Origin of the sequence: Actinoplanes sp. TFC3, from assembly GCF_001553785.1 — a bacterium.
Lineage (GTDB): Bacteria > Actinomycetota > Actinomycetes > Mycobacteriales > Micromonosporaceae > Actinoplanes.
In genome coordinates, this window is sequence record NZ_LOJP01000001.1 from 5,297,394 (window position 1) to 5,318,346 (window position 20,953).

General features: G+C 68.6%; 21 protein-coding genes. 13 read left to right on the forward strand and 8 right to left on the reverse strand.

Features of this window, described 5'->3' with window-relative positions:
- Positions 1 to 111: 111 nt before the first annotated feature.
- From TFC3_RS23785 to TFC3_RS23800, 4 genes are read left to right on the forward strand one after another with little or no spacing between them, the layout of a single operon-like run.
- Complete coding sequence (locus TFC3_RS23785; RefSeq protein ID WP_082772257.1) at positions 112 to 2,949, forward strand: bifunctional diguanylate cyclase/phosphodiesterase; 2,838 nt, start codon at positions 112 to 114, stop codon at positions 2,947 to 2,949.
- A complete protein-coding gene (locus tag TFC3_RS23790) occupies positions 2,946 to 4,142 on the forward strand; it encodes a type III PLP-dependent enzyme (protein ID WP_067503966.1) in 1,197 nt (398 codons plus the stop codon). The genes TFC3_RS23785 and TFC3_RS23790 overlap by 4 nt, the downstream gene beginning before the upstream one ends.
- Entirely contained in the window at positions 4,139 to 5,398 is a 1,260-nt protein-coding gene (locus TFC3_RS23795; RefSeq protein ID WP_067503969.1) for a hypothetical protein, read from the forward strand. The genes TFC3_RS23790 and TFC3_RS23795 overlap by 4 nt, the downstream gene beginning before the upstream one ends.
- Positions 5,379 to 5,579 carry a GtrA family protein gene (locus tag TFC3_RS23800; RefSeq protein ID WP_067503974.1) on the forward strand — a complete coding sequence of 67 codons (201 nt, stop codon included), beginning with the start codon at positions 5,379 to 5,381 and terminating at the stop codon, positions 5,577 to 5,579. The genes TFC3_RS23795 and TFC3_RS23800 overlap by 20 nt, the downstream gene beginning before the upstream one ends.
- Positions 5,580 to 5,592: 13 nt before the next feature.
- Here the strand turns inward: TFC3_RS23800 and TFC3_RS23805 are convergent, their stop codons facing one another.
- From TFC3_RS23805 to TFC3_RS23820, 4 genes are read right to left on the reverse strand one after another with little or no spacing between them, the layout of a single operon-like run.
- Positions 5,593 to 6,072, reverse strand: a complete 480-nt coding sequence (locus TFC3_RS23805) for a permease-like cell division protein FtsX (RefSeq protein WP_067503976.1) — start codon at positions 6,070 to 6,072, stop codon at positions 5,593 to 5,595.
- A gap of 43 nt (positions 6,073 to 6,115) precedes the next feature.
- Complete coding sequence (locus tag TFC3_RS23810; protein ID WP_067503979.1) at positions 6,116 to 6,982, reverse strand: hypothetical protein; 867 nt, start codon at positions 6,980 to 6,982, stop codon at positions 6,116 to 6,118.
- The gene (locus tag TFC3_RS23815; protein ID WP_067503982.1) at positions 6,982 to 9,123 is read right to left on the reverse strand and encodes an AAA family ATPase; all 2,142 of its coding nucleotides are present in this window, start codon (positions 9,121 to 9,123) and stop codon (positions 6,982 to 6,984) included. Before TFC3_RS23815 ends, TFC3_RS23810 begins: the two co-directional genes overlap by 1 nt.
- A gap of 55 nt (positions 9,124 to 9,178) precedes the next feature.
- Positions 9,179 to 9,454 (reverse strand): SelT/SelW/SelH family protein, encoded by a 276-nt coding sequence (locus TFC3_RS23820; protein WP_067503985.1) that lies wholly within the window; start codon positions 9,452 to 9,454, stop codon positions 9,179 to 9,181.
- A gap of 400 nt (positions 9,455 to 9,854) precedes the next feature.
- Between TFC3_RS23820 and TFC3_RS23825 the strand changes: the two genes are divergently transcribed.
- The 8 genes from TFC3_RS23825 (at position 9,855) to TFC3_RS23860 (ending at position 18,500) form a co-directional block, all read left to right on the forward strand.
- Complete coding sequence (locus tag TFC3_RS23825; protein ID WP_236718278.1) at positions 9,855 to 11,618, forward strand: discoidin domain-containing protein; 1,764 nt, start codon at positions 9,855 to 9,857, stop codon at positions 11,616 to 11,618.
- A 98-nt stretch (positions 11,619 to 11,716) separates the two neighbouring features.
- Positions 11,717 to 12,976 carry a DUF1996 domain-containing protein gene (locus TFC3_RS23830; RefSeq protein ID WP_082772259.1) on the forward strand — a complete coding sequence of 420 codons (1,260 nt, stop codon included), beginning with the start codon at positions 11,717 to 11,719 and terminating at the stop codon, positions 12,974 to 12,976.
- A 71-nt stretch (positions 12,977 to 13,047) separates the two neighbouring features.
- Positions 13,048 to 14,094 (forward strand): LacI family DNA-binding transcriptional regulator, encoded by a 1,047-nt coding sequence (locus tag TFC3_RS23835; protein WP_067503987.1) that lies wholly within the window; start codon positions 13,048 to 13,050, stop codon positions 14,092 to 14,094.
- Positions 14,091 to 14,786 carry a hypothetical protein gene (locus TFC3_RS23840; RefSeq protein WP_067503990.1) on the forward strand — a complete coding sequence of 232 codons (696 nt, stop codon included), beginning with the start codon at positions 14,091 to 14,093 and terminating at the stop codon, positions 14,784 to 14,786. The genes TFC3_RS23835 and TFC3_RS23840 overlap by 4 nt, the downstream gene beginning before the upstream one ends.
- Positions 14,787 to 14,790: 4 nt before the next feature.
- Positions 14,791 to 15,435: an SDR family oxidoreductase gene (locus TFC3_RS23845; RefSeq protein ID WP_067503993.1), complete on the forward strand. Its 645-nt coding sequence runs from the start codon at positions 14,791 to 14,793 to the stop codon at positions 15,433 to 15,435.
- A gap of 115 nt (positions 15,436 to 15,550) precedes the next feature.
- The gene (locus tag TFC3_RS23850) at positions 15,551 to 16,540 is read left to right on the forward strand and encodes an efflux RND transporter periplasmic adaptor subunit (RefSeq protein ID WP_236718279.1); all 990 of its coding nucleotides are present in this window, start codon (positions 15,551 to 15,553) and stop codon (positions 16,538 to 16,540) included.
- Positions 16,537 to 17,226: an ABC transporter ATP-binding protein gene (locus tag TFC3_RS23855; RefSeq protein ID WP_082772260.1), complete on the forward strand. Its 690-nt coding sequence runs from the start codon at positions 16,537 to 16,539 to the stop codon at positions 17,224 to 17,226. Before TFC3_RS23850 ends, TFC3_RS23855 begins: the two co-directional genes overlap by 4 nt.
- Positions 17,223 to 18,500 carry an ABC transporter permease gene (locus tag TFC3_RS23860; protein ID WP_067503996.1) on the forward strand — a complete coding sequence of 426 codons (1,278 nt, stop codon included), beginning with the start codon at positions 17,223 to 17,225 and terminating at the stop codon, positions 18,498 to 18,500. The genes TFC3_RS23855 and TFC3_RS23860 overlap by 4 nt, the downstream gene beginning before the upstream one ends.
- A 10-nt stretch (positions 18,501 to 18,510) precedes the next feature.
- Here the strand turns inward: TFC3_RS23860 and TFC3_RS23865 are convergent, their stop codons facing one another.
- The 3 genes from TFC3_RS23865 to TFC3_RS23875 form a co-directional block, all read right to left on the reverse strand.
- Complete coding sequence (locus TFC3_RS23865) at positions 18,511 to 19,254, reverse strand: SDR family NAD(P)-dependent oxidoreductase (protein WP_067503998.1); 744 nt, start codon at positions 19,252 to 19,254, stop codon at positions 18,511 to 18,513.
- 104 nt (positions 19,255 to 19,358) lie between these two features.
- Positions 19,359 to 19,796: a TIGR03618 family F420-dependent PPOX class oxidoreductase gene (locus TFC3_RS23870; protein ID WP_067504000.1), complete on the reverse strand. Its 438-nt coding sequence runs from the start codon at positions 19,794 to 19,796 to the stop codon at positions 19,359 to 19,361.
- The gene (locus TFC3_RS23875; RefSeq protein ID WP_067504002.1) at positions 19,793 to 20,518 is read right to left on the reverse strand and encodes a tetratricopeptide repeat protein; all 726 of its coding nucleotides are present in this window, start codon (positions 20,516 to 20,518) and stop codon (positions 19,793 to 19,795) included. Before TFC3_RS23875 ends, TFC3_RS23870 begins: the two co-directional genes overlap by 4 nt.
- Before the next feature lie 40 nt (positions 20,519 to 20,558).
- Here TFC3_RS23875 and TFC3_RS38585 point away from each other — a divergent pair, with 40 nt between their 5' ends.
- Entirely contained in the window at positions 20,559 to 20,696 is a 138-nt protein-coding gene (locus TFC3_RS38585) for a hypothetical protein (RefSeq protein WP_173745281.1), read from the forward strand.
- Here TFC3_RS38585 and TFC3_RS38205 read toward each other — a convergent pair.
- Positions 20,693 to 20,860 carry a hypothetical protein gene (locus TFC3_RS38205; RefSeq protein WP_161952668.1) on the reverse strand — a complete coding sequence of 56 codons (168 nt, stop codon included), beginning with the start codon at positions 20,858 to 20,860 and terminating at the stop codon, positions 20,693 to 20,695. The genes TFC3_RS38585 and TFC3_RS38205 overlap by 4 nt on opposite strands.
- Positions 20,861 to 20,953: the final 93 nt, after the last annotated feature.

Consider the following 20,953-nt stretch of genomic DNA (forward strand, 5'->3'; position numbering starts at 1 on the left):
ACGTCACAGTCCTGTGACAACGTTGTCACAGGCGTGTGACGCATGTCAATGACAGCGGCTGCTCCCCCTTTGCACCCGGCTTCGCAGTGGCTCACAGCCCGAAGCCCTCAGATGGGATGGCCCCGGTCCGATTGCGGCGGTTGCAAGCCCCGCCCCCGCCCTGAGAAGAGCGCCGATGGCAGCCACCCCGGACCGCCGCTCGCGGCCGTCCGGCGTACGCCACGCGGTCTGCGCCGCTGGGCGACCCTGGGCCTGGTCGTCGCCGTGCTGGTCGCCGGCTTCGGCCTGGTGCTGAGCCTCGGCCTGGGCGGGCCCGACGTGTCCAAGACGATCTCCAACCTCGGGCTGTGCGCGGGCGCGCTCACCGCGGCGATCGCCTGCCTGGTGCGCGCGGCCACCTTGCGCGGCCGGATGCGGGCCACCTGGGGGCTCATCGGTCTCGGCGTGCTGTCCTGGGGTCTCGGGCAGGTCACCGGCGTGGCGCTGGAAACCTTCACCGGCTCGATCCCGCTGCCCTCGCAGGCCGACATCGGCTACCTGGGCATGGTGCTGCTGACCCCGGCCGGGCTGCTGATGCTGCCGGTGGCCGCGCAGACCCTGGCCAACCGGGCACGCAGCGTGCTGGACGGGCTGATGGTTGCCGCGTCGCTGATGCTGATGGCCTGGATCTTCGTCGTCGAACCGCTGATCGAGGCGGGCGGCGACAGCGCGCTGGCGCTCTACGTCAGCCTGGCCTACCCGCTGGGCGACGTCGTCATCGTTACCATCGTGATCTACATGCTGGCGTTGCAGCGCCGGCGCGGGCGGTCGCTGGCCCACCTCGCGTTCGTGGGTGCGGGCATCGTGGCGTTCGCCGTCTCCGACATCTGCTACGCCTACCTCAACCTGATCGGCGCCTACCGCTCCGGCGGGGTCACCGACATCGGCTGGTTCGCGGGCTTCTGCCTCATCCTGCTCGCCGCGACCCGCCCGGTGCAGGACGCCTCGGAGCAGGACCAGGCGGAAGAGACGGGCAGCCAGCCGATCGGGGTGCTGCTGCCGTACGTGGCAGTGCTCGCCGCCCTGGCCACCAGCGTGGTCTGGTACGCCCAGACCGGCCAGAGCAGCGCGTTCGTGGCGTACTCGCGCTCGGCGCTGATCCTGCTCATCGTGGGCCGGCAACTGCTCACCCTGCTGGAGAACCGGGGGCTGACCCGCGACCTGGAGGCCCGCGTGGCCAGCCGCACCGCCGAGCTGTTCGCCAGCGAGCAGCGCTTCCACGCCCTGGTGCAGCACAGCTCCGATGTGGTCACCGTGGTCGGGGTCGACAGCGAGGTGCTGTACCAGAGCGAGTCCGTGCAGCGCGTGTTCGGCTACCCGGCGCAGGTGCTCACCGGGCGCAGGCTGACCAGCGTCATCACCGCCGAGGCGGCCGGGCGGCTGGCCGACGCGTTGCGCTCGGTGAGCGTACGGCCCTATGCCACAACGGTTCTGGAAGTGACCGTGCGCCACCGCGATCGCCGGCTGCGTCAGGCCGAGATCACCATCACCAACCTGCTGGCCGACCCCAACGTGGGCGGCCTGGTGCTCAACACCCGCGACATCAGCGAGCGCAAGGAACTGCAGGAACAACTGGTCCACGAGGCGTACCACGACGCGCTGACCCAGCTGGCCAACCGGGCGCTGTTCCGCGAGAAGGTTGCCGAGGCGCTGGCCCAGCGCACCGGCGACGACGAGGTCTCCGTGCTGTTCCTGGACCTGGACGGGTTCAAGGAGGTCAACGACAGCCTCGGGCACCTGGCCGGCGACATGCTGCTGGTTCAGGTCGCGGACCGGCTGACCCAGTCGGTGCGCGACGGTGATGTGGTGGCCCGCTTCGGCGGTGACGAATTTGCCGTGCTGATCTGCTCGCCGCGGGAAACCGACGACGCGGAGAACGTGGCGCGCCGGATCGTGCACGGTCTGCATGAGCCGTTCCGGATCGAAGAGCGGGATCTGCACGTACGAGGAAGCGTCGGACTTGCGGCCCACAGCTCGCTCGGCGAGGGCGCCGGGGCCCGCGGCGACGATGCCGAGCAGTTGATGCGCAACGCCGACCTGGCCATGTACAAGGCGAAGGCCACCGGCGGCAGCGACTACGCGGCGTACGACCCGCAGATGCTCTCCGGCCTGGTCGAGCGGCTCGAGCTGGAGGCCGACCTGCGGCTGGCCCTGGATCGCGGCGAGCTGGAACTGCACTACCAGCCGACCATCGACATGACCGACAGCCGGGTGATCGGCTTCGAGGCGCTGGTCCGCTGGCGCCACCTCACCCGGGGCCTGATCTCGCCGATGAGCTTCATCCCGCTGGCCGAGGCGACCGGCATGATCGTGCCGCTGGGCCGCTGGGTACTCGAAGAGGCGTGCCGGCAGGCCATGGACTGGGCCGCGCAGACCGGTCAGCCGCCGGTGAAGATGGCCGTCAACGTGTCGGTGCGCCAGTTCGACCGTACCGACCTGGCCGCCGAGGTGCTCGACGTGCTGCAGCGCACCGGGATGCCGGCCGACCGGCTGTGCCTGGAGATGACCGAGAGCGTGCTGATGACCGACACCGAGGAGAACCTCGCGCAGCTCCTCAAGCTCAAGGCGCTCGGGGTCACACTTGCCATCGACGACTTCGGCACCGGTTACTCGTCACTGGCCTACCTGCGCCGGTTCCCGGTCGATACGCTCAAGATCGACCGCTCGTTCGTGGAGCGGCTCGGCGAGCAGACCGACGCCACCGCGCTGGCCAGCACCATCGTGCAGCTGGGCCAGAGCCTCGGCATGTCCACCGTGGCCGAAGGCATCGAGGAGTACGGCCAGCTCGCCGCGCTGCGGACAATGGGATGCACGTTCGCCCAGGGCTTCTACTTCTCCCGCCCGGTGCCCGCCGCCACGGCCGGTCAGCTGCTGCTCGACTCGTCCCCCGAAATGTTGGAGAAGCGATGACCTCCGCCCTGACCGGCACGCGCGCCGAGCTGCCCGGGTCCTGGCCCGCCGCCCTCGCGCCGGACTGCCTCGAGGTGATCGACCTGCCGACGCCGTACCTGGTCACCGATCTGGACACGGTCGCCGGGCGGCTGAGCGCGTTCACCGGGGCCCTGCCGGGTTTCCAGACGTTCTACGCGATGAAATGCAACCCCAGTGCCGAAATCCTGATGACGGTACGAGACCAGAACGCGAGTTTCGAAGTCGCTTCCCTCGGCGAGTTGCACCAGCTCGAACGCCTCGGCGTGACCCCGGCGGACGTGCTGTACAGCAACCCGGTCAAGCCGCCGGCCCACATCGCCGCCGCGTACGCCGCCGGACTGTGGCGCTTCAGCTTCGACTCGCCCAACGAGTTGCGCAAGCTCGCCGAGCACGCCCCGGGCAGCGCGGTGTACCTGCGGCTGCACGTGGACGACAGCGAGAGCTCGTTCCCGTTGTCGCGAAAGTTCGGCGCGGAGCTGCACGAGGGACGCGATCTGCTGGTGCTGGCGCGACGGTTGGGGCTGCGGCCGTACGGGATCACCTTTCACGTCGGTTCGCAGTGCGCCAACGCCGACGCGTGGCGCCAGGCCATCGACGCCTCCGGCAAAATCATGTCCAGCCTGCTCGACGAGGGCATCCGGCTGGAGATGCTCGACATCGGCGGCGGCTTCCCGGCCCGCTACGCCACCGGCGTCCCCTCGATCGAGGAGATCGGCGCCGTGGTCACCGCCGCGGTTGACGACGTGCTGCCGTACCGGCCGGGCCTGCTGGCCGCCGAGCCGGGCCGGCACCTGGTTGCCGAGCCCGCCGTGATGGCCGCCGGGGTCATCGGCCGCGAGGTGCGCGGCGGGGAGAACTGGCTGTTCGTCGACGTCAGCGCGTACCACGGGATGATGGAGACCATCCAGCTACCGACCGGCTGGGACTTCCCGGTCCGCTCCACCGCCGACGGGCCCGCCGACGCGCCGCGGCTGCCGTTCACCGTCACCGGGCCCAGCTGCGACAGCTCCGACACGATGTTCTACGGGCTGTCGCTGCCGGCCACCATCGACGTCGGCGACACCCTGTACATCGGGTCGGCCGGGGCGTACACGCTGAGCTACGCTTCGGCGTTCAACGGGTTCCCACCGCCCACCCCGCTGTTCGTAGGCAACCCTCCCTGGCAGCTATGACCCGCCGCGGCGCCCACCGCCGCGTCGGTCCCATCGGCGTGCGCCGGGCCGGCCGGCTGCGCGAACTGCTCACCGCCGGGGTCGCCGACTCGTTCGGCATGTCGCTCGGCTGGACCGTGCTGGTGCTGCTCGCGGTGTCGCGCGGTGGGCTGGCCGAGGCGGCGCTGTACAACGCGGCGATGCTGCTGGGCGTAGTGCTCTCGGCCCCCGCTACCGGCTGGCTGGCCCGGCGTCTGCCGGGCCGCAGCTTGTTGCGCGGTGCGGCGGGGACCGAGATGGTGCTGCGGGTGGTGGCGCTGGCCGGGCTGATCGGCGGGCTGCCGTCGTACCTCATCGCGATCCTGATTGTGGTCATGCACGTGGCGGCCTGGGTGGGTTTCGCGGCCATGCGCGCGGAGGTCGCGGCCGTCGATGCCGGTCACCGTTCGATGACGCGCTATGCGCTGGCGATTGCTGCGGTCGAAGCTGCCGGTACGGGGGTAGGCGCGCTGCTGCCGGTCGGTCCGGACGGCTATCCCACCGGCTTCTTCCTGACGGCGATCTTCGTGCTGTATGCGGGTTCGCTGGTGCCGACGTTCCTCAGCGCCCGGCGGGCTCGCCGCTTGGCGCCGGTGAGGGTTGTGGTCCGAGAGCGCCGGCGCCTGGCCATCTCGCCGCACTTTCTCATCGCGGGCGGCGGGATCATGCTGCTCGCCTCCGGTCCGACGCTGCTCGCCGTCCCGCTGACCACCGAACTGCACGGGCGGCACTGGGTAGCCGGGGCCGCTGTGGCGTTCAGCGTGGGCTGCCTGCTGGCCACCGCCGCGGTCGAGGCCATCCGGCGCATGCAGTTGCCGGCCACGCTGCGCTGGTCGCTCTGGGGGCTGGGCATGCTGGTGGGCTGGATCGCCGCGCCCTACCACGCGATCAGTGTGGTAGTCGCGCAATTCTTCGCCGGGCTGAGCCAGACCGCGTTCGAAGGCGACATGGACGCGGTGGTGGCCGAGAAGGCCCCGGCCGACGGGGTGACGACGGCTCTGGCCTACAGCGCGTCGATCCGGGCGCTGGGCAGCTCAATCGCGGTCAAGCTGCTGCCGCTGCTGGTGGCCGCGCAGGGCCTCGACATGGCGGTCAGCGCGGCGGCGCTGGTGCTGGGAATCTCGGCGCTGGTGTTGTGGGCGCTGACCAGCATGCCGTGGGTGACCCGCCGGCCGGTTGCGCTGGTCCACTACCTTCGCGCGAATGTGGCCCACGCGGATGTTCCGCAGGCGCCATGAGGCGGTCAACTATGCGCTGAAGCTGACCGCGCTGCACGAGAAGCCGGTCACCGCGCTGGTGTTCGCCACCGTGGTCAGCACCATTTTGTCGTACGTGCTGAATCGGGAATGGTCGTTCCGCCACCGATTCTGGGCACCTGACCGCCATGTTTTTCCTCGCCGTAGACGCCGCCGGCAATAGTCGATCTGCTCGGCTACTTCGGCGCCGGTGACATCGTCGCCTTCTGCTGCTTGCATTCATCGACCGTAGTGCAAATCGGGAACACAACCTCCTGCACGCCGGGGATCGCCTTGAGATCGGTCTCGACCTGACCGCCCTTGAATTCCCGAAGCCTCGCCATGCTCGCAAGCTTGATCCGGAAAGACTCCGGCAGCGCGTCAGGGCTGACGCTCTTGATGAAGTCCGGATCGTCGGCCCAGAGATCCTTGAACTTGCGGTACGCCTCGTCCTTGCTCTCATACCGAACCGAGCTGACCTCGGGCAAAGCCTGCAACGAAGTCTGCAGTTGAGTCCGCTGAGCGTCGGTCACGTCGTCCCGCAGGAAGACGGAAAACTCGGCGACGTCATCAAGCTTGAAGCCGAGCTCATCCTCGGGGTTGTCCTTCTTGAGCAGGCCACAGCCGCTGAGAGCAACCACGGTGAGAACGGTGAGGAGAAGTGTCAGTCGGCGCACGGGCGGGAGGCTAGCAGCAATCCGCTTGGCCTGGGATCCCGGCTCATTCAGGGGCGCCTTGAGCGAAGTCGCTGAGCTGCCGGCGCAGAGCGGCAACGGTGTCGTCAACCGCCTGCCTCCCCGCCGCCGAGTACTCGGCTTTTTCCTCGGCGTATTTGTCATGGACCGCTTGCAGGCATTGCTTGAGCGGCACCCGCTTCAGGTCGGCCTCGACAAACGCCATCATCACGGCGGATCGGACCTGTTCCTGCACGGCTTGACGTTCCTCCGCCAGAGCCCCGCGGCTGAGACGACAGATCTCGATGGTCTCTCGCCCGCGGTCGCTGTCGTTCTTGGGAGCAATCGCCCCGGCAACACCGAACCTCAGATGGTCAGCGGGTTCGTCGATGCAGGGATGCAGCAGCAGCGGCTGTTCCACGCCGTTCAGCTCGGCCGTATCGGCCGGGTCATTGAGCTGCGCCGGCGACCAGACCCGCGTCCCCTGGATCGGGAACTGGTCTTGTTTGGCATCGCCGCTGTTGCACCGATCGCACGCCGGCACGATGTTGCGCCAGTCGTGCGCCAGCCAGTAGTAGCCGGAAGTGCTGCCGCCGGGATTCTGCTGCGCAACAAGCTTCTTTGTGGCAAGGTCTCGCACGGAGATGCGGCTCTTGGGACGGTAATGCTCGGCCGCGCCCCACGATTGAGCGCTCATCTTGGTCTCGCAGTAGGCGCACTTGCCGTGGAACACGTGGTCCAGCAGCCACGACTTGAGTTCTGACCACAGCGTTTGACGGAAGCGAAGTTCAGTGCCCTGGTCGGCGTCGGCACAGACCCGGGCGGTCGCCGCGTGCGCCCGGCGAACCCAGTCATCGAACCAGGCCTTCTCGTCGGGTTCCAGCGCCGCCGGATCGAACGGCACGCGCCGCATCAGCCTTCGTCCCCGTTGACTTCACGCAGATATTCGTCGGCCTGCTGCATGAGGTTGGTACGGGCATCCTCGGGCAGCCCGCGCAAGGCTCCGAGCAGGGTTGCGTCGACCAGCTCAGCGGCCCGGCGCTGGGTAGCGGTTTCCTCGTGGCGGGGGATGTCACGAGAAAGCTGTTCGGCTAGTTCGGCGACGCGGCTCGGGCTTGCCGCCGGATCGGCGAGAGCCTTCTCGTAGTCCTCCAAGTTCTGCTCGACCCGAGTGTCCCGGCTCGTACCCAACCCGAATGCGGGACTGGTCAGAATCTGATCGGCGCGCCATCCCCGCAATTCCTGCGAAGGCTGCACGCTTCCCATACCCGCCTCGTCACGGTGAATCGTCAGCACCTCGCCGACGTTCAAAGCGCCGACGATAAGCGGCGAGTGCGTCGTTGCGATCACCTGCACCTCGGGCAGCAACCGGCGCAGGGTGGGGACGATGAGGCGTTGCCACTCGGGATGCAGGTGCGCATCCAGCTCATCGACAATCACCAGGGCGTGCCGCTGAGTAAGTCTCTCAACGGGTTCATCGAAGCGATCGATGAGCCGGCGCAGCACCGTGCCGACCCACGAAACGGTCGAGAGGGTGCCTTGGCTCAGCGTCCGCAGCGGCACCGTCGAGTCGCCGAACCGCACCAGGACGTCCCACGAATCGCTGTCCAGCCCGGCGTAGTGGATCGGCATCCCCGGCGTCAACGAGCGCCACAATTCGAAGACGGACTCCAACCGGCGGCGAGCGGCCTCCGAGTCGCCCAGACTTATGCCTTGCGCAACGACAGCAAGGTTGACCAGCCATTGCTGCAGATCGTCGAGGCGGGTGTCAGTGTCCCCGCGCCGCAAAGCCTCAAGGTCCGAGGGATGACCGATGCCGAGCACCCGCTCCTCACGTGGCCCCCGAGGCGCCTTCTTGGAAATTCCGCGAACCGCCGGGAAGCCAAGCGCTAGTAGCTCGCCGACCTCCACCGGCGTCGGCGTTGCTGCCTTGACGCGCACTCTGGTGCGTTCCCGGACCAGTTCGGTGCGATATGTGGTGTCCCCGATGACGAGCTCGATCAAGCCGGACGAGCTACCGACGCTCAGCAAGTCGTTGGCTTCCTCGGGGGTGACGCTCTGCCCGCACAGCACCAACGCCATGGCTCTCAGCAGCGTCGACTTACCAGCCCCGTTGTCGCCAAGCAGCACCGTCCACTCATCGGAGATCGGCACTTTCAATGATGTGAAGGGGCCGATGTTGTGCAGTTCCAGATGGCGAAGCCGACGATGGGACCGCGCTGGCGATCGCGCGGTGCGCAGCCTGGGCAGCTCACGAAGGAGACTCACCAGACGTGTCCGCCAAGTACCACCCTCCTCGGCGAGAGGCTCGCGCACGTTGTATCTGGATCGCAGTAACCGTATGTCGATCGGCGAACTGTCTTCGAGCAGTGCGTAATGGGCATGGTCGGCATAAGAGACCTCAGCCCCGCCGAAGAGATCCGCTACTGTCCCCGCGTTGACGCCCACGATAAAGGCACTGTTCGTCGCCAGAGCTGAACTCAAGAATTGTCCGAATTCGGAGTCGCGACCATAGCGGCCTTCATACTCCGCAAGCGACGGCATAAGCGAACGAGGACTTTGATAATCGCCCAGCGGTTTCATGATGATCGTCGAATCACCGCTCAGCACGGATCGATGCGGGAGCGGTTTGCCCGGCAGCATGATCCAGGGCGGGCGTTCCACCAATCGCTCGATGGAGTCATCCCAGGCGAAGCTGATGATGGCGGCAAATGGCAGCCGGACCAGATCCGTCAGCCACTGCGGCCGTTGCGATACGTAATCGGCACGGCGCCGGTGAAGAGTCTGATAAATGGCGCGCGAAACCCGGTCGTTGCCCGACTCGGCGACCGCGAGCGCGGCCAACGCGTCAAGATCGACCAGTCGCATGGCGCTGATAGTTCCGGGCCGCAGCTGAAGATCGGCGGGCAACAGGGCCGACCCGTGCTCAATGAGCACATCCCGCAGCGTTGGCGCTCCGACCGCCTGGGCAACGCCGTCGCCGATGACCAGCACGCACCGGCCGTCCCGCAGCCGCTCGGCGAATCGCGGGAGGAAGGACTCAGGCTCGGTCAACAGATCTCCACAATTGGTCCAGCACTGGCGGAAGTCTAACCGCCCCTCCCGCCGATCAGCGCTTATCCGAGTGGCCCAGGCCGCGCTCCGGGGCGATCCGGTCCCGCACCAACCGCTTGAGCTCCGCCAGTTCCGGATGCCCGCTTTCCTTGCGCGACCAGATCGTCTCCCCGTCGAGGCGGATGTCGAACACGCCGCCCGTGCCCGGGATCAGGGCCACCTCGCCCAACTCTTTCTGGAACGTGGTCAGCAGCTCCTGAGCGGTCCAGCCGGCGCGCAGCAGCCAGCGGCATTGGGTGCAGTACTCGATTTCCAGGCGGGGTTGGTGCACGGTCTCCAGTATGCCGGACCTCCCGAGCCGTCGATGGCCGGTGGAACAGCGTGAGGACATGGCGACCCCGTCTCGTCGAGCCTGGGACCCCATCGCTGATGGTCAATGAACCGTCCCGGCGGGCGGCTTCGGGTTCCGGAACTTCGCACATTGCGGCGACGTGCCCGGCCCGGCGGGCTCCGATCGACAGCAGCGCGACCTGCGGGTCTTTCATCACGTCCCGGTGAAACCTGGCGGGAACATTGCTGAGAAAGCGCTTCCCGACCTGTGACCAGGCATTGACACCCATGCAACGGGGAGTTCACAGTGGCGTACCAAAGAGCGCTTTCTCCCCTCTTGTAAGCGCTCTGTAACACCAACGTCACATCCCCCACTTCTTGATTCCCCGCAAGGAGGACCCATGAGGATCCGCACCAGAGCTGACACAACCGGCAGCAAGATCCATTCGAGAACAGGACCAACGGCGCGCAGAAAGCTCCGCCTCACCACCCTCGGCGCAGCCCTGATCGCCCTGCTCGGCGCGTACTTCGTGGCCACCACGGGCAGCGCCTCGGCCGCCGAGACCATCGTGTCGCAGGGCAAGCCGACAACTGCCTCGTCGGCGGAATGGGAGGGTACCCCCGCCTCCGCCGCCACCGACGGCAACGCCGGCACCCGCTGGTCGAGCGCGTTCTCCGCCTCCCCGCAGTGGCTGCAGGTGGACCTGGGCTCCACCATGGCGATCACCCGCGTCAACCTGAACTGGGAGAACGCGTTCGCCAACGCCTTCACCGTGCAGCTGTCCACGAACGGCAGCACGTTCACCAACGCCACCGGCACGCTCAAGGGCAACGCCGGCGCGCAGAACATCACGGTCACAGGCAACGCGCGCTACGTGCGGCTCAATCTGACCGAACGCGCGCTCACGCTCTATGGCTACTCGCTGTGGGAATTCCAGGTGTACGCCGACGGCGCCGGCGGTCCCACCACGCCTCCCCCGGCCGGTGGTGCCACGCTGCTCTCCTACAACAAGCCCGCGTTCGCTTCGAGTGAGCAGAACGACGTCAACTGCAACCCGTGTACGGCGAACAAGGCGTTTGACCTCGACCCGGCCACGCGCTGGGCCACCAGCTCGACCACCGGCTGGGTCGACCCGGGCTGGATCTACGTCGACCTGGGGGCCACCGCGCAGATCAGCCGCGTCGAGCTGCAATGGGACCCGGCGTATGCGACCGCGTACAAGATTCAGGTTTCGCCGAACGCCTCCACCTGGACCGATATCTACTCGACCACGACCGGGCGGGGCTTCAAGGAGGTCCTGAACGTCAGCGGCACCGGGCGTTACGTGCGCCTGTACGGCACCGCGCGCGTCGGCCCGTACGGCTACTCGCTGTACGACTTCAACGTCTACGGCACCGGCGGCGCCCCGAACACCCCGCCCGCCAAGCCCGCCGATCCCACGTTCCCGGCCACCCGGCTGGTCTTCCAGGACGAGTTCAACGACCCGGCCGGCACCAAGCCGAGCACCGCGAAGTGGACGTACGACCCGGGGGTGCCGCAGAACGGCGAGGTGCAGTACTACACCGAGAACAGCAACAACGCGCAGATGAACGGGCAGGGTCAGCTGGTGATCGAGGCGCGCAAGGAAGCCTCGAACGGGCGCGACTACACCTCGGCGCGGATGAACACCAGCAACAAGTTCAGCTTCCAGTACGGCCGGGTCGAGGCCCGCATCAAGGTGCCCAAGGGCAACGGGCTGTGGCCGGCGTTCTGGATGATGGGCTCGGACTTCCTGGCGGGGCGCCCGTGGCCGTACAACGGCGAGGTCGACATCATGGAGGTCCTGGGGCGCAACACCAGCGAGGCCTACTCCACGCTGCACGCCCCGCAATACAACGGCGCCGGAGGGTACGGCCAGAAGTACGCCACCGTGGACCTGTCGCAGGACTTCCACGTCTGGGCGGCCGAGTGGGACAGCAAGGGCATCAAGTTCCTGCTCGACGGTCAGCAGGTCTTCTACGCCAGCAAGGCCACTGTCGAGGCGACCCGCGGCCCGTGGATCTTCGACCACCCGTTCTACATCATCCTCAACCTCGCGGTCGGCGGCGACTTCCCCGGCCCGATCGACGCTTCCACCCCGTTCCCCTCCCGGATGCTCGTCGACTACGTCCGCGTCTACCAGTGAGCCGGCCCGCCGGCCCCTGCCGCTGACCTGACGACCGCATCCACCTCGCCGGAGCAGGGCCCCCATCCCTGCTCCGGCGCACCAACCTAGGAGAGCCGATGCGCAGAAAGAGCGTCACCCTCGCCGCCATCCTGATCATCTTCCTCGGTTTGACCCCGACCAGCGCCAACGCCGCCGACGGCATCATCTCCACCGGCAAGGCGGCCACCGCGTCGTCCACCGAATCGGCTGCTTTCCCGGCTGCCAACGCCGTCGACGGCAACGCCGGCACCCGCTGGTCCAGCGCCTTCGCCGACCCGCAGTGGCTGCAGATCGATCTCGGGGCCGCGGCCACCGTCTCGTCGGTCGTACTCGATTGGGAAACCGCGTACTCGCGGACGTACAGCATCAAGATCTCTTCGAACGGCACCTCCTGGACCACCCTCAGGAGCAACCTCACCGGCGCGACCGGCCGTCAGACGGTCGCGGTCTCGGGGTCCGGACGCTACGTCCGGATGGAATCGACGGCACGTGCCACGCAGTGGGGGGTCTCGCTGGCTGAATTCGAGGTGTACGGCCAAGGCGGCGCGCCCACGACTCCCCCCGCAATCCCGCCCGGAGCCGTTCGCGTGGCGGAATTCCTGGCCGACTGCCCGGCAAGTCACCGGCTGCCCGACGACCCGATCATCTTCCCGAACATGCCGGGTGCCTCGCACATGCACAGCTTCTTCGGCAGCGAGACAACCAAGGCCAGCACCACGGTCACCGACCTGATCAACGCCAACAGCAACTGCAACCCGTCGATCGACAAGTCGGCGTACTGGATTCCGACGTTCTACAACAACAATGTGCCGGTCGAACCCACCACCGGGGTGTTCTACTACCTCGGCGAGGGCGTGAGCGACCAGCTGATCGCCCAGACCCAGCCGTTCCCGGTGGGCCTGCGCATCGTGGCCGGCAACGCCAAGGCCACCGGGCCGCAGGACAACACGATCTCGCGCTGGTCGTGCCTGGGCGCCGGGGAGGTCAACCCGTCGCACGACTTCGTCACCTGCCCGCCCGGGTCGATGCTGGAGTCCTACCTCGACTTCCCGCACTGCTGGGACGGGGTGAACCTGGACTCTGCCGATCACAAGAGCCACATGGCGTACCCGGTGGGCAACGCGTGCCCGGCCAGCCACCCGGTGGTCGTGCCGAAGCTGCGCCAGGTCATGCGTTACCCGGTCAACGGCAACCCGGCCGGCTTCCGGCTCGCCTCGGGCGCCGGGTACACGATGCACGGCGACTTCTTCAACGCGTGGCCGGCCGATGAGATGGCCCGCCGGGTCACCGATTGCATCCGCGTCATCGTCAAGTGCGGCACGAACGGCCGTCCGTAATGACCTCCTCAGCCGCCGGGGCGGGCCGCTCCGGCGGCTGGGGAGTCCGTGACGCTGCTATAACAGTTCCCATGAGCAGCCGCGGCGGCCGCGGGGGCCAGCACCCGACGATGGATCAGGTCGCCGAGGCCGCCGGCGTGTCCCGGGCCACGGTCTCGCGGGTGATAAACGGCGCGCCCACCGTCGACGCGAAGATCCGCGAGATGGTCCAGCGGGCCATCGCCGCAACCGGTTACGTCCCCAATGTCGCCGCCCGCTCGCTGGTCACCCGCAAGTCGAACTCGGTGGCGCTGGTGATCTCCGAGCCGGACCGCCCGCACGACTCGTCGTTTCTCAACCGGATCTTCACCGACCCCTACTTCGGCCGGATCACCGCCGGGGCCACCGGGGCGCTGCGCCCGCACGACATCCACCTGGTGATCATCCCGACCGACTCGGCCGACCATCACCACGTGCTGCGCTACCTGCGCCAGGGCCACGTCGACGGGGTGCTGCTGATCAGCAGCCACGAGCAGGATCCGCTGCCCCGCCAGGTGCACGACCTCGGCATCCCGGCGGTGGTGTCGGCGCGCCCGGCGGTGCCGCTGGCCACCAGCTTCGTCGACGTCGATCAGCGCCTCGGCGCCCGGCTCGCCGCCGAGCACCTGCTGGCCCGGGGCTGCCAGCGGCTGGCCACGATCAGCGGGCCGCTCGACATTCCGTCGGGGCAGGACCGGCTCGAGGGCTTCCGGTCGTACCTGGCCGAGCGTGGGTTCGCCGAGGTGCCGATGGTGGAGGGCGACTTCACCCGGCACGGCGGGGAGGAAGGGGCGCGGCGGCTGCTGGGGTCGTACCCGGATCTCGATGGTCTGTTCGTGGGTAACGACCTGATGGCCGAGGGGGCGTTGGGTGCGGTGCAGGATCTCGGTCGCCGGGTGCCGGGGGATCTCGCGGTGGTGGGCTTCGACGACAGCGGCGCCGCCCTGGAGTGCCGCCCGCTGCTGACCACGATCCGCCAGCCGGTCGAGGAGATGGCCGCGGAGATGGCCGAGATGCTGCTCGCCCAGATCAACTCGCCGGGGCGGTTACCGCGCTCGGTGACGTTCCAGCCCACCCTCGTCGTCCGAGAGTCAGCGTGAGCGACCTGCTGATCAACCTGCTGGCCAGCATCATCGCGGGAACAGCGGTCTGGCTCGCCCAGTTCGGCCTGCGCCGGCGCCATCTGGAGCAGAAGCGGGGGTTTTTCGGCCTGACCGCCAACGGGTCGAGCCTGCTGGTGACCGGGCGGCATTTCTCCTCCCCGAGCGAGCACAGCGTGCACCGGCGTGACGTGTCGGCGCTGGTCGAGCTGGCCACCGTGGTCCGCGAGTGCGGCGGCCGGGCAGATCTCGTCGGAGGCGCCGATCTGCGCGAGGAGTTGGGCCGGGTCAGCGAGTTCTGCGTGGGTGGGCCGGCTACCAACCCGCGCGCGGTGGTGCATCTGCGCACCGCGCTGCGCGGCGTCACCTACGCGGGCCGCAATCTGAGTGTGGGTGGTGTCGACTACGCCAACGACGCCGAGAACCGCTATGCCATCCTCACCCGGTTCTTCGCGCCGGTGGGTGGTCGGCCGGTGTTCTACCTGGGCGGACTGAGTTCCGAGGGCAACCTGGCTGCCGCCCGGTATCTGGCGAAGGAGCATGCGGCGCTGCTTCGGACGTACGGGATGAGTAGCGCCTTCTGCCTGGTCTTGCGCGTTCGGGAGCCGGAGGCCTACGGGACCGACTTCACCGAAGTGGTCGCGGACGTGAGCGATGTCGCGTTCCTTGCGCCGCCAAGCGGAGAAGGATGAGGACATGGACATTCTTGTTGCGGGCGGGCACGGCAAGATCGCGCTGCGCCTGCTGAAGCTGCTGACCGATCAGGGACACACCGCGCGCGGGCTGATCCGCAAGCCCGAGCAGGCCGATGAGCTGAGGGCCGTCGGCGCGGTGCCGGTGCTCGGCGATCTGGAGAACGACGAATCGCTCGAAGCCCCGGTGCAGGGCGCCGATGCCGTGGTGTTCGCGGCGGGTGCCGGACCGGGCAGTGGCGACGCACGCAAGCGGACGGTCGATCTGGGTGGTGCCGTCAAGCTGGCCGATGCGGCGATCAAGACCGGGGCGCGACGGTACGTTCTCATCTCCTCGATCGGCGCCGACCGCCCCGATTCGGCCGGTGACTCCATGCGCGCCTATCTGCAGGCCAAGGCCGAGGCGGACGACTATGTCCGCGGCACCGGGCTGGACTACACGATCGTGCGGCCCGGCTCGCTGACCGATGATCCCGGCACCGGCCTGGTCATCGCCAGCACGCGGCTGGGCAACCGCGGCCCGATCCCGCGCGACGACGTGGCCGCGGTGCTGGCCGCCACGCTGACCACGCCCGCAACCATCGGCGTAACCTTCGAGGTCTTCGCCGGGGACACCCCTGTTGAGCAGGCCCTCACCGGGCTTGCCTGATCACGGTACTCTCCTCCTGCTTCCCCCAAGCTTTCCACAAGGGACGTTTTACCTCCCGCTCTCCACCTGTTTCCACAAGGGAGGACCTCGTCCTGCTCTCCATGGAGGAGACCGAGTGTTGCTGTTCCGAGCGGGTGCCGTGGTGGCGGCCGCGGCACTGCTGGCCGGGTGCACGTCGGCCGCCAGCCAGGCCGAGACGCCCGGTCTCGATCCGCGCGGCACGGTGTTCACCACCGTCAAGCCGGTCAAGCAGGATCTGACCAACCGGATCTCGCTGACCGGCAAGGTGACGATCGACCCGGTGTTCGGCATCGTCGCCCCGGCCGGCGGTGAGCTGCGCTACCTCGAACGCCAGCCCACCAAGACCCCGGTGAAGCGGCTGACCTGGGTGGCCACCGTGTGGGAGCACGACCAGGCGCACCGGGTGCAGATCCCCAAGGGGTCCACGCTCGCCGGCCGGCTGCTCGACGATCACGCCAAGGTCGCCAAGGGCATGCCGGTGATCTCGGCGAAGCACGCCGGTTACGGGATCGTCGCGGACATCAGCAGCGACCTGGCGTACCGGATCTCCGGCGACCCCGAGTCGGTGCAGGGGCAGATCCAGAACGGTCCCGGGCCGTTCAAGTGCAAGCCGCTGGGCACGATCGCGGCGCTGCCCGAGGGTACGATCCCGGCGCCGCCGACCACCGCCCCGACCACCCCGGCCCCGGGCGCCTCGGGGGCACCGGCGGCACCGGCGGCACCGCCCGCCGCCGACGAACCCACCCCGGCCGGGGGTTCGGACGCCACCGGCATCCGGATGGTGTGCATCGCCCCGGACGAGGTGCCGCTGATCAACGGCGCCTCGGTCACCCTCGACGTGGTCACCGACAAGGCCTCGAAGGTGCTGGTGCTGCCGGTCGAGGCGGTCGCCGGCACCAAGAGCCACGGCAAGGTCGACGTGGTCGGCGCGGATCGTGAGCGCAAGACCGTCGACGTCACGCTGGGCCTGACCGACGGCAAGGTCATCGAGATCAAGAAGGGGCTGACCGGCTCGGAGGACATCGCCGTACCCGGCCCCGACCTGCCCGCCGCCCCCGAGGGTGCCGGCGAGGCCACCGGATGAGCGCGCTGATCGAGCTCGACGGCATCACCAAGATCCTCAAGGGTCAGCAGGAGCCGCGGACCATCCTGTCCGGCGTCGACCTGCAGGTGCACGAGGGGCACAGCATGGCGATCGTCGGGCGCTCCGGCTCCGGCAAGAGCACGCTGCTGAGCATCCTCGGGCTGTTCGACCGCCCCGACGAGGGCCGCTACCTGCTGGCCGGTCAGGACATCACCCGGCTGCCCGAGCGCAAGGCGGCCAAGCTGCGCAGCTCGCACTTCGGGTTCGTCTTCCAACGCTTCTTCCTGCTCAAGCATCTGACGGCGGCCCAGAACGTGTCGATGGCGCTGGTGAACGGGCAGGGCTGGCTGCCGCGCCGGGACCGCCGCGCCCGGGTGCTGGAGGCCCTCGACCGGGTCGGCATCGCGCACCTGGCCAAGAACCGCCCGGCCCGGATGTCCGGTGGCGAGCAGCAGCGGGTGGCCATCGCCCGCGCGCTCGTACGCAACCCGCGGATCCTGCTCGCCGACGAACCCACCGGCGCGCTGGACACCGAGACCGGCACCGCGGTGATCGAGGCACTGCTCGGCGCGACCACCCGCGGCTGCGCGCTGGTCCTGGTCACCCACGACCGCGACCACGCCGCCCGGATGGACCGCACCCTCGACCTGGTCGACGGCGTGCTGACCGCGCGGGTGCCCTCGTGAGGCGCTTTTCCGGCCGGTTCCGCTCGGCCCTGATCATCGGTGTGCAGGGCATCCGGGCTCGCAAGCTGCGCACCCTGCTGTCCATGGTCAGCCTGTTCCTGGGCGTGCTGGCCGTGGTCGTGGTGCAGACCGGCGCCAGCGTCGCCCAGCGGGCCTTGCTGTCGGACATCGAGCTGACCTCGGGCATCGACGGCACCGCGGTGCTGGACTTCAACTCCACACCGGAGTCGGCAGCCGTCGTGCTCGACACCCTCAAGAAGCGTCCGCAGGCCACCGGCACCGTCGCCCTGTCGGCGATCATCGGCGAGCCCGGCGTCCAGGCGATCAACCCGGGCGGCTCGCCGTTCGACCAGAACTGGGGTCCCACCCAGGTCTGCACCCCCGACGGCACCTGCACGGTCAGCAACGAACCACCCGGGCAGGCCATCGAGCTGCAGCTGACCGCGCTGACCAGCGACGTACGGCAATTCCGGCCGTTCCGCCCCCAGTCGGGCAACTGGCTGGACTTCTCCACGGTCCCGGCCCTGGCCCCGCGCCTGGTCCTCAACCGCGAGGCGGCAAAGGGCTTCACCGAGCACCGCGTGCCGGCCGAGATGCGGCTGCGCGGCGCCACCACCAACATGACCCCGCAGCTCATCGGCGTGGTGGACGACGGCGACTCGGCCCCGCACGCCTACGTCCGCATGGACGAGCTAGCCGCCTGGCTCCCGCCGGCCGGGCTCGCCGACCCCGCCGTCGGCGGTTACGTGCAGATCCTGATGCCCGCGAACGACCCGGTGCAGCAGGTGCTTGTCTCGAAGCTGCAGGCCATCAACGCCAGCCCGATGATCACCACGATCAACAGCAAGAAGGACCAGGAGAGCCAGCTCAAGATGCTCAGGCTGATCTTCCTGGCGATGGCCGGCCTGGTGCTGCTGATCGGCGTGGCCGGCATCCTCAACGTCGGGCTGGCCACGGTCGGCGAACGCGTCGAGGAGTTCGCCCTGCGACGGGCGGTCGGCACACCCCGGGCGCTGCTGGCCGGCATCGTGCTGGCCGAAACGCTGCTGACCGGCCTGCTCACCGCCGCCGCGGCGATCGGTGTGAGCGCGCTTGGGCTCAAAGCGGCCTCGATGCTGCTGGGCAGCCAGACTCCCTTCCTGCAGAACGTGCAGTTCCCGTGGGACGCGGGCGTCGCCGGAATCATCGCGGGCCTGGCCGCCGGCGTGCTGGGCGGTTTCATCCCGGCCCTGCGCGCAGCCGGCATCCCCATCGCCACGGTGATGCGTGCCTGACCCGTTTCCGTCAGACCGAGAAGCCGCCGTCGACGTTGATGACGGCTCCGGTGACGTACCGGGCGCCGTCCCCGGCGAGATAGGTGACTGCCATCGCGATCTCGGCCGGCGTCCCGTAACGGCCCAGCGCGGTGAAGCCGCTGATCGTCGCCGCCGCTGGGCCGCCGGCCGGGTTCATGTCGGTGTCGATCGGGCCGGGGTTCACCAGGTTCACGGTGATGCCGCGGGGGCCGAGGTCCCGGCTGAGCCCCTTCGTCAGTCCTACCAGGGCGGTCTTGCTCATCGAGTACAGCGAGAAGCCGGGGAACACCGTACGTTCCACCATGTTGCTTCCGATGGTGATGATTCGTCCGCCCTCCCCCATGTGCCGTGCAGCAGCCTTTGAGGCCAGAAATGGTGCCCGCACGTTGACGGCGATCATGTGGTCGAACTCCTGCTGCCCGAGCTGTTCCACAGGGGCGACGAAGAACACCGCCGCGTTGTTGACCAGAACGTCAATCCGCCCCCACTCGGCGACCGCCCGGTCGACCGTGGCGGTCACCGCCTGCGGGTCGGCGCTGTCCACCTGCACCGCCAGACCGCGGCGTCCAAAGCTTTCGATCTGCTTCACCACGGCCGCGGCCTGATCGTCGCGGTGCTGGTACGTCAGCACCACATCAGCGCCCACCTCAGCCAGACCCGCCGCAACACCCGCGCCAATACCCCGGCTCCCGCCGATCACCAGTGCCACTTTGCCGTCAAGATCCGTTGTCATGTCCCCACTGTGGTCCACCAGCAGGAGCTGGTCTGGCGGTAATCAGACCACGCGTTCGCCGAGGAATACCCCTCTTGCACCACTGTGCAGGGCCGACCCCACCCCTAATTGCTGTAAATCCGCCCAGGAGTGATCAGCACGGCCGTCCGGCGCTGCTCAGCCATTGTCCGGTCGTACTCGTCCCAGTTGTCGTGGGTGCCGCCGGCTGCCGTGAAGATGTCGCGCAGCAGCCGGGGCAGCACGTCCGCCGTCAGCCAGGGTTGGGGGTCGTCGGGGCCGGCCAGTTCGGCGAGGCCTTCGATGGTGGCCCATTGCCAGCCCGTTCGCAGGGTTGTGGTCAGGTGGGGGCGGGCGCGCAGGTTGGCGAGTTTGACCTTGCCGTACGTGACGAAGGCCAGAACCTCTGCGCCGGTTGCCGGGTGGGACAGGACGCCGGTGTTGACCAGGGTTGACTGGATGGTCTGGTCGGCTCGCAAGGTGGAAACGATGGCCAGGCCGCTTTCGTCGCGGACCAGGTTCCAGGTTTCCCGCAGGGTTGTCATGAGGCGGCCGGAGGCCGGGGCGCGTCCGGGGGAAGGCCCTCCTCGGCGTTGTGCAGGAACTGTTCGATCCAGCCGATGCGCTCGGCGCTCAGGCCTGCGGCTCGGGCCTGGTCGAGGGCCTCGTGCAGGTGGGCCAGGCCCTGGTCGCGCAGGCCGTCGGTGATCTCGGCCAGCCCCAGGGCCACGGTGCCGCCGGGGATCCAGCGCTGGTCCCCCAGCTCCTCGCGCAGGTCGTGGGAGATGCGCAGGTGATGCAGGGCCCGGTCGGACTGCAGATCGCTCAGCGCGTAGTAGAAGCCGACGTGGCGGTGGACTTCGGAGCGCAGCAGCAGGTCGCCGTGCTTGTCGGCCAGTTGGAGGGCCTCGGTGTAGTTCGGCATCGCGGCGTCCCAGTCACCCCTCAGCACCTGGTGGACCAGGCCCAGGCCGAACAGCGACTCGGCAACCGCGGCCGGGTCGCCCAGGTCGCGGCGGATCTCCAGGGCCTGCTCGAACAGGCGTTGCTCGGCATCCGCGTCCGCCTTGGCCAGGTCGCCGTCGAGGGCCTTGAAGTGGGCGAGCATGCCCAGCCGGTCCAGGGCTGCCGCTTCGAGCACCCGGTCACCGCTCTCCCGAGCCCTGGTGAGCAGCTCGGCGAAGGTGGTTTCGGCCTCGGTGTAGTCGCCTGTCCGGAACGCGGCTTCGTACAGCGCTTCGTTCCCGCTGGTCAGTGTTTCCCCCATGGGGGGAGATTACTGCGCGGAACAGGCGGAAGCTGCCCCGATGGCTCGGCCCGCCCGGGCGGCTGCGGGGCTGCGGTGCGTCGCGCAGCGCCGGCGGATCTACCTGCGGCAGCGCGGTTCCTCGCAGTCCAAGCCGGTGGGCTCAGCCCACACCACCACCACTGGCGAGGAAAGCTAGGGCGTGTCCTCCTCCCAGGGGTCGGGCACCGGGTCGCCTGCGTAGTCCTCGGCCGGGCCGGGGTCATGGTCGGTGGCATATTGCTCGCCCTCGGCCAGGTCCTGGTCGCTGAGCGGGATCTGGCGTTCGGGTGGGGCCGGGTCGGGGGCGGTCGCGTCGGTCATGATGCTCCCTGGGTTCGCACGGTTGTCCGACGATCTTGCACCCGGCGGGGTCGGCGCGCTGGTGTCGTACCCGGAAATGTCCTTCTTCTGAAA

Coding starts and splice junctions, on each gene's coding strand:
- TFC3_RS23785 (WP_082772257.1), top strand. CDS start 112: ATGGGATGGCCCCGGTCCGATTGCGGCGGTTGCAAGCCCCGCCCCCGC.
- TFC3_RS23790 (WP_067503966.1), top strand. CDS start 2,946: ATGACCTCCGCCCTGACCGGCACGCGCGCCGAGCTGCCCGGGTCCTGG.
- TFC3_RS23795 (WP_067503969.1), top strand. CDS start 4,139: ATGACCCGCCGCGGCGCCCACCGCCGCGTCGGTCCCATCGGCGTGCGC.
- TFC3_RS23800 (WP_067503974.1), top strand. CDS start 5,379: ATGTTCCGCAGGCGCCATGAGGCGGTCAACTATGCGCTGAAGCTGACC.
- TFC3_RS23810 (WP_067503979.1), bottom strand. CDS start 6,982: ATGCGGCGCGTGCCGTTCGATCCGGCGGCGCTGGAACCCGACGAGAAG.
- TFC3_RS23825 (WP_236718278.1), top strand. CDS start 9,855: ATGAGGATCCGCACCAGAGCTGACACAACCGGCAGCAAGATCCATTCG.
- TFC3_RS23830 (WP_082772259.1), top strand. CDS start 11,717: ATGCGCAGAAAGAGCGTCACCCTCGCCGCCATCCTGATCATCTTCCTC.
- TFC3_RS23835 (WP_067503987.1), top strand. CDS start 13,048: ATGAGCAGCCGCGGCGGCCGCGGGGGCCAGCACCCGACGATGGATCAG.
- TFC3_RS23845 (WP_067503993.1), top strand. CDS start 14,791: ATGGACATTCTTGTTGCGGGCGGGCACGGCAAGATCGCGCTGCGCCTG.
- TFC3_RS23855 (WP_082772260.1), top strand. CDS start 16,537: ATGAGCGCGCTGATCGAGCTCGACGGCATCACCAAGATCCTCAAGGGT.
- TFC3_RS23865 (WP_067503998.1), bottom strand. CDS start 19,254: ATGACAACGGATCTTGACGGCAAAGTGGCACTGGTGATCGGCGGGAGC.
- TFC3_RS23870 (WP_067504000.1), bottom strand. CDS start 19,796: ATGACAACCCTGCGGGAAACCTGGAACCTGGTCCGCGACGAAAGCGGC.
- TFC3_RS23875 (WP_067504002.1), bottom strand. CDS start 20,518: ATGGGGGAAACACTGACCAGCGGGAACGAAGCGCTGTACGAAGCCGCG.
- TFC3_RS38585 (WP_173745281.1), top strand. CDS start 20,559: ATGGCTCGGCCCGCCCGGGCGGCTGCGGGGCTGCGGTGCGTCGCGCAG.
- TFC3_RS38205 (WP_161952668.1), bottom strand. CDS start 20,860: ATGACCGACGCGACCGCCCCCGACCCGGCCCCACCCGAACGCCAGATC.